7 protein-coding genes are annotated in these 12,391 nt (G+C 58.8%); 6 read left to right on the forward strand and 1 reads right to left on the reverse strand.

The features are described 5' to 3' along the window. Window positions 1-341 precede the first annotated feature (341 nt). The gene (locus tag V476_RS17605; protein WP_024959568.1) at window positions 342-731 is read left to right on the forward strand and encodes a type III secretion system chaperone; all 390 of its coding nucleotides are present in this window, start codon (window positions 342-344) and stop codon (window positions 729-731) included. Between the two features lie 61 nt (window positions 732-792). On the opposite strand, the gene V476_RS17610 is transcribed toward V476_RS17605, so the two are convergent. Continuing rightward, window positions 793-6,168 (reverse strand): AvrE-family type 3 secretion system effector, encoded by a 5,376-nt coding sequence (locus V476_RS17610; protein ID WP_024959569.1) that lies wholly within the window; start codon window positions 6,166-6,168, stop codon window positions 793-795. A 218-nt stretch (window positions 6,169-6,386) separates the two neighbouring features. On the opposite strand from V476_RS17610, the gene V476_RS17615 reads away from it, so the two are divergent. From V476_RS17615 to hrpZ, 5 genes are all read left to right on the forward strand, one after another. Continuing rightward, window positions 6,387-7,910 carry a lytic transglycosylase domain-containing protein gene (locus tag V476_RS17615; RefSeq protein WP_024959570.1) on the forward strand — a complete coding sequence of 508 codons (1,524 nt, stop codon included), beginning with the start codon at window positions 6,387-6,389 and terminating at the stop codon, window positions 7,908-7,910. 1,075 nt (window positions 7,911-8,985) lie between these two features. After that, complete coding sequence (gene hrpR / locus V476_RS17620) at window positions 8,986-9,930, forward strand: transcriptional regulator HrpR (RefSeq protein WP_016567365.1); 945 nt, start codon at window positions 8,986-8,988, stop codon at window positions 9,928-9,930. 45 nt (window positions 9,931-9,975) lie between these two features. Beyond that, window positions 9,976-10,884 carry a transcriptional regulator HrpS gene (gene hrpS / locus V476_RS17625; RefSeq protein WP_024959571.1) on the forward strand — a complete coding sequence of 303 codons (909 nt, stop codon included), beginning with the start codon at window positions 9,976-9,978 and terminating at the stop codon, window positions 10,882-10,884. Window positions 10,885-10,976: 92 nt separating this feature from the next. Continuing rightward, window positions 10,977-11,303 carry a type III secretion system major pilin HrpA gene (locus V476_RS17630; RefSeq protein WP_003314134.1) on the forward strand — a complete coding sequence of 109 codons (327 nt, stop codon included), beginning with the start codon at window positions 10,977-10,979 and terminating at the stop codon, window positions 11,301-11,303. 52 nt (window positions 11,304-11,355) lie between these two features. Continuing rightward, window positions 11,356-12,384, forward strand: coding sequence for a type III secretion system effector HrpZ (gene hrpZ, locus V476_RS17635; protein ID WP_024959572.1), 1,029 nt, complete (start codon window positions 11,356-11,358; stop codon window positions 12,382-12,384). Window positions 12,385-12,391 lie beyond the last annotated feature (7 nt).

A 12,391-nucleotide genomic window follows, 5' to 3' on the forward strand; every position in this document is an offset into this window, starting at 1 on the left:
GCGTCCTTGTCGGGTTCTATAGGTCGATGAGGACTCTGCCTTGGCGTTGCCCGAAGTGAGTGGCAGCACGGGGGGATGGGTTCCCGTTTGTGTGAGTTGACTGGCGATGACTCCGCTGCACCGGGCTGGAGAGGCCGACTCGCGCCAAGGAACCAAAACGCCTTGCCCTCCGACTCAGTGCGCACACGCCAGCAAAAAAATGGTGTGGACCCACAGCGCACCGAGAGGCTGATAAACACACGGGGGGCTGTGTCCCTGGCGGCCCCTTTTTGTGGAACCGACAACGCCAGGCAGCCACTCAATGCCTGGTCAGCTCAGGCTTTTCTTAAAGGACTATGACGATGAATACCTCGCAACATGAGTTTTCCCGTTTCATCACTGCGCTGGGTGCCCAGCTTGGCACTTCGCTTACCTGGCAGAACGGGGTATGCGCGCTGTATGACGGCCAGGACAACGAAGCCGCCGTCATCGAGTTGCCCGAGCACAGTGAGATGGTCATCTTTCATTGCCGTGTCGGGCGATGCCCTCAACGCTCTGCCGATTTGCAGCACTTGTTGAGCCTGAACTTCGACGTCGCCCGCTTGCACGGTTGCTGGTTTGCCGTCGATCAGGGCGATGTGCGCCTGTGTGCGCAACGTGAGCTGGTTTCGCTCGATGAGCCAGCCTTTTGCGACGTAACGCGTGGCTTTATTGCTCAGGCACGCGAAGCCCGCGCATTTCTGCACGCCTGAACAGGCGGGGTTGCACGCAAAAGCGTCGCTTCCATGCGGCGCTTTTGCGTTGTTTCAGCTATCAGCTTTTGACTTCGAAGCCCGACAGTTTCAACTCGCCTGCCGCCTCTTTCAGCGACGCCGAGGGCCGCGACAGCTCCCCGTCGAACGTGTAGCCAATGGGTTTGTCCTGATCTTCGCCATAGATGAAATTGATCCGCCCGAGGGTCTTGTTCACGCTCAACGACGCCCCGCTGTTGTAGCTGATCAGTGGCGTGGGTGACGTGAAATTCTCGGTCTGCGGTGGGGCATGGAACACCACCAGCCTTCTGATCCTCATGTTGTTGCGATTTTCCAGAAGGCCGGAGAGTTGGGTCTGCGTCAGCGTACCCCTGCGGCTGCCTTCGTCGATCTCGTCGATCAGCGAGTCTTTCGGTTCAAGGCGTACCCGGGCGAGGGTGCCCTGGCTGTTTTCAAGCTGCTTGACCATGGCGCTGAGCGTCGGGTCCTGACGCATGTACTCGGCGACCCTGGCCGCGTTGCCGGGCGCACTGGCTTCGCGTATCGACCCCATGATTCTGGTGAGGATGCTTTCCTTGCTCAGGCCGGACAGGCTGGTCTTGCTGGTTTGGAAGCGGGCATTGTCCAGCACACTGTGATTGTTGATCGACGCTTCGTGTTGCACGCCCGCCCGTTTCAGGTCTCGAAGCGCCTTGTATTGCGTGTCGTTCTGCGACGGTTTGTCGGCAAACAGCGCTTTGAGCCCGTCAAGTCGAGCCTGAATGGCCTGCTCAGGGTTCATGTCGGCGTAAAGAGCGTTCAGCGGATCCTTCAGGTCTGCAAGGCGGGCGGTCGTGGCTTTATCCTTGAAGGCCGCACCGAGACTTTTCGATAGTTTGTCCAGGCTCTCGGTGGTCATCGGGGTCGCTACGTTAAAGCGGAACTTGACCCGTTTGACGGTTTTGTCATCAATGGTCACGTTCGCTGCGACCCCCAGGTTATTGGCTGCCGATTGCGTCGCTGGCGTCGGCCCGGCAGCGGAGGCGGAGGCGGGTGTCGCTGTGGCGTTGGTATGTGTGCCACTGATTTGCCCGCGTGCCTGCCCGCCGACGTTCAGGCTGTTGAAAAAGCGCGGCCGGTTCTTGCCGCCTTCGCGCAGCTCTGTCTTGTCGTTCTTCTGGGTCAGGGAGTAATCGGTGTAGCTCAGCAGGTTGACCGTGACATTCGCCGCCACGCCCAGACGCGCAACTGCGGAAAGCGGCGCGCTGTCGGCCTCCGACAGACCGAAGCCGACGCGCATATCAGCGCTGAAGCCTGTCGTGATATCGAAATTGAAGCGGCGCGCTTCATAGGTTTCGTGGTCCTTGACCTTGTTCAACAGCTGCAAGGGGTTGAGCTTGCCTTCGAACAGATCGTCGACGAACCCGTCGATTTCGTCGTCCGCCACATTGAAGATCACCCCGGCACGCTGGCTGGCGGCAGCGGTTGCGGTCACGTCTCCGCCAAGACGGAAGTTCGGGGTCATCTTGCGGTTGTTGCCGATATCGACGCTGCGGGCAGGGTGGTTGTCGTCGAAGAACCCCGGCCAGTAGTCCTTGCCGCCGCCCACGCCGCCGCTGATGTTGCCGGCCGCTTCTCTCATCAGGTACAGGGTCACGCCACCTTCGCAGCGTTCGGCACTGAAGAGGTAGTTGCGATTGCCGGTAGCGCCGGCGGTCGGCCACGGGCCTGTCGACTTGTCGGCCAATACGGCGAACGGGCTGGTGAGGTTCAGCCCGTAACTGCGTTGCACGCCGATTTCATCGTCGCCATGCTCCAGGTTTTTGAGCATGGCCTTGAGCGTGTCGGCCAGTTCGGACTGATCCTGGCTGCCGGTTGCCGCGCGCATATTGACGCTGACCGCGTGGTCGGATTTCTTGAGCGCGTTCGAGAACGCCTTGACTGCGTCATACGCGCCTTCCAGTGCTGCGTTATCGGTAAAGCCCATGTCGGTGACCTGCTTGACCGGGTTCTCGCCATAGGTCACATCGCGTAACGAGGTCAATTCCGCTTGCAGCCTGGGCAGGTCGCTGCTGCGTGTCAGCAGCTCAACCTTGCTGATCAGCACGCCGAGGTCTTTCAGGGTGACCAGATCCAGCGCCAGACGGGCCTTGCTCAGCCCGTGATCTTCGTTGGCATCGCGGCGCTGTCCCAGACCGATATCGGTTTTGGTGTGAGAAAGCTTCACTCCGTTGTCTTTCAGCCGCTTGAGCGTTGTGGCCGTCGGATTTTCTGCGGATGGGGCGACTTGCGTCAGGGCGTCATCCAGCTCTTTCACGAAATCATGGCCGGAGCTTTTGAAGTTGAGCATCGACCCCAGTTCAGCCAGCTTCTTGCCGAGCTGAGTGCGTTTTGACGACTTTGCCACTGCGCTGTGCTGGTTGAGCACACCGTCGTTCTGCCTGAGGTTTTTGAGCTTGCCGTAGTCCTTGCCAATGTTCTCCAACGCAGTTCTGGCGTGCTTTTCCAGTTCGTCGCGGAAGACTTCGAGTTCTTTTGCCAGCTCAGCGCCCTCAGGGCCAAGCTGCAGGCGCGCAATGCGCGCTTTCAGATCGTTGCCCGGAGTCGGGGGTGCGCCGCCGGCTTCATGAATCAGTTCGAGTTGTTTGAACGCGATCAGCTCTTTCTTATAGAGCTCCTTCAGGCCCTCGCGACCATGATAGCGATGCTGGATGTTGTTGCCGACGTTCTTCATCCAGCGAGGCGGTTCCAGCGTGTGCTTGTAAACGTTGGCGCGAATGGCCTCGCTGGCGGTGGGGCGATTGCTTTTCTCCATGCCGCTGCGCCCGAATGCATTGATGTCCAGCTTTGCTGTCAACCCGGTGCCTGGAATCCGCCAGGTCTTGTGCGCGCGCGTGATGCGGTTGTAAACGTCGTTCAAGCCGTTTTTTTCTACGGGACGCTGTTCGAACGCTTGCCACTGCCCCTCTTTGAGTTGCATCAGGCCTTGACCGGCGGCGTCCTCGACCTGGACGCTCAAGCGATTGTCATCATTGCTGTACAGCGCTTTGACCGGTTGGCCGTCAGGCGCTGCAAGAGGCGTCCATTTAGCGGCCAGCTGGCCTCCGAATCGGGTTGCCTGCCATGCCTCTCGCGGCATGCGATACAGCTTGCCGGTGCTGCTCAGCGCGTAAAGGTTGTGCTTTTCGTCCAGTGCCAGTTCCTTGATGTCACCGTCAATTGCGGACGTATCCAGATCAATGGGTTTGTGGTCCTTGCTATGGGCCGTCAACCTGTTCTGATCATCGAGCGCGACAAAGCGCTTGTCGCTGACCATGGCAAAAGCGGTCACGACCCGATTCTCCAGCCCTGCGATTTCCTTGCCCATCGCCACTTTGGTCGAGCGCGCTATCTGGGCCAGTGCCGTATTGTGGTCGAAGGCGACATTAGGGTGTTTAGGGGCCACGTCGAGCCTGAGCAACTTGCCACCTTTCAACACGTAGGCGTTGCTGTCGGCTCCGCGTTGCAAGCGATCGACATCCTTGATGCCTGCGTCTTTCCAGCACTGCGGCGTCGCGTCCCAACGCTGGATGCGACCGGCGCTCAAACCGACCAGACCTGCACGGTCGAGGTGCAGGCGGTCGGCCCCGACGGGCGCAGGCATAACCGTCAGGCCGCGTGTGTTGTCCAGAACCAGCGCATTGGTCAGGTTCCAGCCGCTTTCCAGCTTCGCACCCTGCTCGTCGAGCGCATGGGAGTGCACCTCGCCCTGACGATTCCTGATCAGTGCGTGCACGCGACCGTCATCGCCGCTGATGAATCCGCTGACGCTGTTGTGGCCGCCCATTGGTTGGTCGTCCAGCCTGTAGCCGGCCCGTTCGGGCATCAGGCGCAACGTTGCATCGTTGCTTTCGAAGGCGCTGCGATCAGTGCTGTAAAGCCTGCCCTGCGTGTCGGCAATAAATAGCCTGTCGTTGCTCAGGGCGACTTCGGCGGCTTGTGCCTGACCGCCGTCGAGTTCCAGGGTTTTGGTTTTTTTCGGGGTCAGCCCACCAATCACCGGACTCATGTCGGTCAGCAGGACGGTCTGCACGTCCGAGCCGCTGAGCAGTGCCGCGCTATCGTCAGGTGCGACCGAAAATGACTTCAGGTCGTTGAACTCGGCGTGTGGCATGAACGGGCTGGAGAGATCGACGACCACATCGTCACTTTTGGCGTAGACCGAGCCGTTGCCTCCGGTTATCAGGCGGTTGAAAGCGATGTTCTCGATTTCATCCACCGGCTTCCAGCGTGCGGGGAGCGGTTCGAACTGGTACAGCCGGTCTTCGTGCACGCGCAGGCGGTCGCCGTTGGTGGTCTGATGGACGTCGGTGAGGTGAGCGATATGTGCCTTGCCCGGCAACTCCTGGCTGCGCCGCCCGTCAAGGGTGTCGAGATGAATGTGGTTTTCTTCACGCTGCATGTTCACCGGCGGAGGTTTTCCGCCCGGTACCGGCAGTGTTGGCTCACTGCTGCGGATGACGGCCAGCGAGCTGTCGCCCTGCGCCAGATGCAGCAGATGCCCGTTGGCTTGCAGAAGTTGGTGGCCCTGCGCGCCTTGCTCACTCTGCTGCGCCAGATAGGTTTGTCCGGGCTTGGCGAGTATGTCGTCCAGCAGCGCGGCCATGCCGGGCGTCTTGAACGAAGAGAAATCCGGCTTGCCGTCGGCACTCAGCCTGACAGTGGGCTGTGGTCGCGCATTGCGTATCAGTTGCTCACTCCTGAGCTCGGAGCGCCCGCTGGTGCCATGTTCCAGCCCGGGGTTGCGCAGCGCGAGCGGCCCGTCAGGATCGCCGGCTTTGGTGCCGGAACCGCTTGCCGCGTTCGTGTCGACAGGCTGCATTGACTGGCGTGTACCATCGGAGCCTTTCAGGCGGCCGCCGGGGGTACGGCGTTCGCGCATAGCGCTGGCGACCGCCTCTTCGTCAGTCATGGGCTCTGCGGATAGTTGTTCTGAAGCGCTACGCGTGAGCTGATCCTGCGGAAGATTGAACGTGACACGGCGATTGTTACGGGGGGCAGTGTCTGTCCGCGTCGATTCTTCTTCTATTTCATGCGTCGTCGTTCCTGAAGCGTTCGCCCTATTCGTACGGGTGCGCAGAATGGACTTGGGGAGATGATCGCTGTGCTGTGGCGGGTTATCCGGCAAACGAGTGCCATGAGCGGTGTTTCTGCTGGCCTCGCGACTGGAGCGCGGCGCTGAGCTTGAGTTGGGTTGTGTACTGGGCGGCCTTGCTGCCGACTGCCGGGGTGTCCTGGATTTCTGAAAAACCTTGCCGACACTTTTCAGCAGCCGTTTTCCCATGCTCCCTAGGGAATGTGATGAGCGCTGGGTCGGCTGTTCGGTTTGCTGCCGGAGATTTGAAGGGTTGTCGGCTCTTGCTGTCGCTTCTGGCGCAATGACGTTTCCGGTATCGCGGTTGACCGTTGGTACCTGCACGGTGCATCTCCCTTTCCTTTTGCCGCCCGACGACGGCGATTGTGTAACCCTTTGAAAAGTCCTTCAGTTCCTGTGTGGCATGGGAAAGGCACCGGTTCCAAAGAAAAACAGCTGGCTGAAACGTTTCAGGCTCGTGCGTACGCAAGCGAAATATGCCTTGCAAGGAACTGGAAAGGCGGGCGTGCCACGTAGGGGGACACGTTCAGGACATTCCGCACATGGCCGCCGTTGCCCTCCACGTTTCGTCTCCTCGCTTGCTGGCGCGTTCGGTACAGATCGCCGTTCTGGCCCTGGGGGCGCTGTGCGTGGGCTGTCAGTCAGTCGATGACTCACAGTCGCGCCTTGACCGCTTGCCGCGACTGGTCGCCGGGCTGGGGCACAGGTCTGACGACGCGCAGGCCGACCCTCGAGCTGTAACGACTGTTTCCGATTTGCCCGTCTACAACGGTGAAGACGTTTGGCAACGGGTGGCGCAGCGATGCCGGCTGGTGGACGGGCAGGGCGTTAATGAACGTATCGCTCGCCAGCGTGACTGGCTGCTGAACAATCGCGGCTTCCTGACCGGGGCCAGCAAGCGTGCCACGCCTTACCTGCATTTCATTGTCGAACGTCTCGATGAGCGCAACATGCCATTGGAGCTGGCGCTGCTGCCCATGATCGAGAGCTCTTACAATCCCTTGGCCAACTCCCCGGCGGCCGCAGCGGGCCTCTGGCAGTTCATCCCGTCTACCGGTCGCCAGTTCAACTTGAACCAGAGTGCTACCTACGACGCCCGCCGCGATGTCGTCGCGTCAAGCAAGGCGGCGATGGACTATCTGACTCGCCTGCATGATCAGTTCAATAACGACTGGCTGTTGGCACTGGCGGCCTATAACGCAGGCGAGGGCACGGTTGCACGAGCGATTGACGCCAACCGTCGGCGTGGCATGCCTGTCGACTACTGGCATTTGAATCTACCCCGTGAAACCCAGGATTACGTTCCGCGCCTGCTGGCACTCTCGCTGGTGGTGCGCAATCCAGGCGCCTACGGCGTGCAACTGACGCCGGTCGCCAACATGCCGTATTTCGATGTGGTTGAGCTCAACCACACGGTAGACCTGACTCAGCTCGCCGCCACAACCGGGGTAGATGAGGCGCAGTTGTTACGCCTCAACCCGGCATTCCTGCGAAAAAAGACCCCGGATGGGCCGGGACGTTTGCTGATTCCCAAGACCCACACGCAGGTCTTGACGGCAGGTATCGAGCGGATCACCGGAGAGTCGCCGACAACCGCTGTGATCCCGGCAAGCCCCGGAAAGCGTGTGATCGAGCGCCAGCCAGCGTCACAGTTGGCCGAGCGCGCTCCGGTGCCTGGACCGTTGCAAGCAGCAGGGCGCGAGCAGACGGCAGGCCTGATGCAGGTGCTTGAGCGCGAGCCTGCACCGGAATCGGTACAACCGGTCAGACGTGAACCGCAACCGAAAGTCGTCCAGGTTGCCAGGCAGGAGCCCTTGCCCGGCCCAGCGCAACCCGTTCAGGCTGCCGACCAGGTGACTGTGTCCGAATCCATCCAGCCAGCGCGTCAGGCGCCACCGCAGGCGACAAACGAGCGTTCGCTGCTGGACCGTCGAATACAAAAGAGGCTGTACATCGATGACCGTTCGTCGCCACGCAAGCGCGACGAAATCGCGTACCGCGATGAGCCGCGTGAGCTGCCGAACGGTCCTCGTGTCGTGGTGTACGCAAGCGATCCACGCCAATAACCTCTCGATTTTTTTCTCCTGAGCGCTTAAAGCACCTGAAAATTGCCCTTTTTTAGTGCTTTTTCGCGTTACCAGCGTGTGCCCAAAACCTGCGAATGAAAAATTCTGCTCCTTTTTTTGCCTTTATAGGGGCGTAAAAAGGGGGGCGGACCAAGCTTTACCAAATATGTTTCTCAATGGCTCACGCAAACTTTGTAAAGAATTGTAAGGAAATACTTACACATTTTTTGAAACAATCTCAGTGATGATGAGGTATCAGCACTGCTTATGGTGGTAGGCCTTCACAGCGCTATAAGCGTGGATTGCCAGATTGTCCTACAGTGAATCCTTTCAGCTAATTAGCCATTTTCAAAACCTGCACATCCACATTCTCAAAAGGTGACGCGTTCGGTTTGCCGAATGCGAGGATGGCAAAAAGCTATCGCGAGATGCCCCCAAAAACTGGGACAATTCAGGATCCAACCAAGCCAGAGATGCGACCTCGTTCGGAAATCCGACTGAACTCTTGTTTATATCAGCCCAGTTGTCGGGTTCTGTCTTGCAACCGGTTCTCCCTATTTGGACGTGTGGAGTAAGTTAAACGTTAACCGGTTTTTTCTTGAGTGTGTTAGTTGTGGGTGTATGGAAAGTTAATACAGTACGTTCGTACAAATGGCTGTTGTGGGGTGCTCATTTTTTATGGCTGTAAAGAACTAAAGTGCTGCGGCGCCTATTAAGTGTGCTATCAGGTTCATGGGGTGGCTATCTGTTTTTTCTGCGATTGGCAAGTTACAAATTTTTCGATTTCATTATGACCCATGATCGGGCATAGGGCTGGATTCCCGTGCAGCCACGGGGGCTGCAGCGACGATTAGCCAGCGTAAGTCTATGATAATTTTGGAATAAGGATATATTAATAGGGTCATTTCAAAGCGCTTGCGCTATACCGAGTGGCGCTTAAGGCGCTGTCGCTACTTGATAGTGATTCTCGAATTTGTGAAATTTTTCACAGTCGCTGGGGAACTAAATGGCTATATGTGTGCCTTGTAAGACGTGGTATTAATATCCCGCCTTCCTCCCGCTATGAGAGTGATCGATGAGCACAGACATTGATAACGACGTTCGAACGTGTTGGAACGTAACTGCATTATCGGCTGGTCATCAAATTGCAATGAACAGCGCGCTACTGGATATGGACTTGCTTCTTTGCGGGGAAACCGGCACCGGCAAAGATACCCTGGCCAGCCGGATTCACGAGCTGTCGAGCAGGACCGGGCCCTTTGTCGGCATGAACTGTGCGGCCATCCCCGAATCGTTGGCAGAGAGCCAGTTGTTCGGCGTGGTCAATGGTGCGTTCACCGGCGTGTGCCGGGCTCGCGAGGGCTACATCGAAGCCTCCAACGGCGGCACCCTCTATCTGGATGAAATCGACAGCATGCCGTTGAGCCTTCAGGCCAAGCTCTTGCGGGTGCTGGAAAGCAGGGGCGTCGAGCGGCTAGGCTCGACCGATTTCATACCACTGGATCTGCGAGTGATTGCTTCGGCCCAGCGTCCGCTGGATGAACTGGTGGAACAAGGACTTTTTCGTCGTGACCTGTTTTTCAGGCTCAATGTGCTGACACTGCAGTTGCCAGCCTTGCGCAAGCGTCGCGAGCAGATTTTGCCATTGTTCGACCAGTTCACCCAGGACGTCGCCGCAGAAGCCGGCCGCTCCGTTCCAACGCTCGACAATCGACGTGTACAGATCCTGTTGAGCCATGACTGGCCCGGCAACGTGCGCGAACTGAAGTCGGCTGCCAAGCGATTTGTCCTGGGGTTGCCGTTGCTGGGCGCTGAGCCGGTCGAAGCGCGTGACCCGGTAACAGGGCTGCGCATGCAGATGCGCGTCATCGAGAAAATGCTCATTCAGGATGCCTTGAAGCGACATCGGCACAATTTCGACGCTGTGCTCGAGGAGCTCGAACTGCCCCGGCGCACCCTCTACCACCGCATGAAAGAGCTGGGTGTTGCTTCGCATATCGACCTGGTAGCCGAGTCCTGAATCGCTGCTGCGCTCGCGCAACGCTGATGCCATTGGAGTCATGAAATGAATCTCGACGATGAGTTTGACGATCACCTGGATGCGGAGCGCGTACCCAATCTGGGGATCGTCGCCGAAAGTATTTCGCAGCTCGGCATTGATGTCCTGCTGTCGGGCGAGACCGGTACCGGTAAAGACACCATTGCCCGGCGCATTCACAACATGTCCGGGCGCCAGGGGCGCTTCGTCCCGATGAACTGCGCAGCCATTCCGGAATCGCTCGCCGAGAGCGAGCTGTTCGGAGTGGTGAGTGGGGCCTATACCGGCGCCGACCGTTCCCGAATGGGCTACATCGAGGCGGCGCAGGGCGGAACCTTGTACCTGGATGAGATCGATAGCATGCCGCTCGCCCTGCAGGCCAAGCTGCTGAGGGTGCTTGAAACCCGTGCACTGGAGCGTCTGGGTTCGACCTCCACGATCAACCTGGATATCTGTGTGATTGCCTCGGCCCAAGCCTGTCTGGACGACGCCGTCGAAGAGGGGAAGTTTCGACGCGACCTGTACTTTCGCCTGAACGTACTGACCCTCAAACTGCCGCCGCTGCGCGATCAGCCCGAGCGTATCCTGCCGTTGTTCACCCGATTTTTGGCGGCGTCGGCCAAAGAACTTAACCTCGCGATTCCCGATGTATGTCCGTTGCTTCAGCAGGTACTGACGGGGCATCGCTGGCCCGGCAATATCCGCGAGCTCAAGGCCGCTGCAAAGCGCCATGTGTTGGGCTTTCCTCTGCTCGGGGCTGACTCGCAGACCGAAGATCACCTGGCGTGCGGGCTCAAGTTCCAGCTGCGAGCGATCGAAAAGGCCTTGATTCAGCAAGCGCTCAAGCGCCACTGCAATTGCATCGACGCGGCCAGCCTGGAGCTCGATATTCCACGTCGTACGCTCTACCGCCGCATCAAGGAATTGAGCATCTGATTTTTTGCAGAAGATCTGGAACCGATTCCCGGGCACAGGCCACCTAGGTGTACCAAGCAATTACGCTGGTACAGACGAAGGGGTATGACGTTATGACTATCATGAGTTCTCTGGCGGGTGCAGGTCGCGGTGTCGTCAACACGATCGGTGGTGCCGCTCAAGGCATCAACAGCGTAAAGAGCAGCGCCGACCGTAATGCTGCACTGGTGAGCAACACCGGCAGCACTGACAGTATCGACGCGACCCGTTCCAGCATCAGCAAAGGCGATGCAAAAAGTGCCGAGCTTGATGGTACTGCGAACGAAGAGAACGGCCTGCTGCGCGAATCGAGCATGCTGGCGGGCTTTGAGGACAAGAAAGAGGCGCTTTCCAACCAGATCGTCGCAAGCAAGATCCGGAACTCGGTCGTCCAGTTCTGATTTCTTGAAGCCCCTTCGCACCTGAGGGGGCTGCTACTTTGAGGAGGTTGTGATGCAGAGTCTCAGTCTTAACAGCAGCTCGCTGCAAACCCCGGCAATGGCCCTTGTCCTGGTACGTCCTGAAACCGAGACGACTGGCGCCAGTACGTCGAGCAAGGCGCTTCAGGAAGTTGTCGTGAAGCTGGCCGAGGAACTGATGCGCAATGGTCAACTCGACGACAGCTCGCCATTGGGCAAACTGCTGGCCAAGTCGATGGCCGCGGATGGCAAGGCAGGCGGCGGTATCGAGGATGTCATCGCTGCGCTGGACAAGCTGATTCATGAAAAGCTGGGTGACAACTTCGGCGCGTCTGCGGACAACGCCTCGGGTACCGGACAGCAGGACCTGATGACTCAGGTGCTCAGTGGCCTGGCCAAGTCTATGCTCGATGATCTTCTGACCAAGCAGGATGGCGGGGCAAGCTTCTCCGAAGACGATATGCCGATGCTGAACAAGATCGCGCAGTTCATGGATGACAATCCCGCACAGTTTCCCAAGCCGGACTCGGGTTCCTGGGTGAACGAACTCAAGGAAGACAACTTCCTTGATGGCGACGAAACGGCTGCGTTCCGCTCGGCACTCGACATCATTGGCCAGCAACTGGGTAATCAGCAGAGTGGCGCTGGCGGTCTGGCGGGGACGGGTGGAGGTCTGGGCACTCCGAGCAGTTTTTCTAACAACTCGTCCGTGACGGGTGATCCGCTGATCGACGCCAATACCGGTCCCGGTGACAGCGGCAATAGCAGTGGTGAGGCGGGGCAACTGATCGGCGAGCTTATCGACCGTGGCCTGCAATCGGTATTGGCCGGTGGTGGACTGGGCACACCCGTAAACACCCCGCAGACCGGTACGGCGGCGAATGGCGGACAGTCCGCTCAGGATCTTGACCAGTTGCTGGGCGGCTTGCTGCTCAAGGGCCTTGAAGCGACGCTCAAGGATGCCGGTCAAACCGCTACCGACGTGCAGTCGAGCGCTGCGCAAATCGCCACCTTGCTGGTCAGTACGCTGCTGCAAGGCACCCGCAATCAGGCTGCAGCCTGACCGACAA

The sequence above is a fragment of the Pseudomonas syringae KCTC 12500 genome (assembly GCF_000507185.2).
In the GTDB taxonomy this organism is placed as follows: domain Bacteria; phylum Pseudomonadota; class Gammaproteobacteria; order Pseudomonadales; family Pseudomonadaceae; genus Aquipseudomonas; species Aquipseudomonas syringae.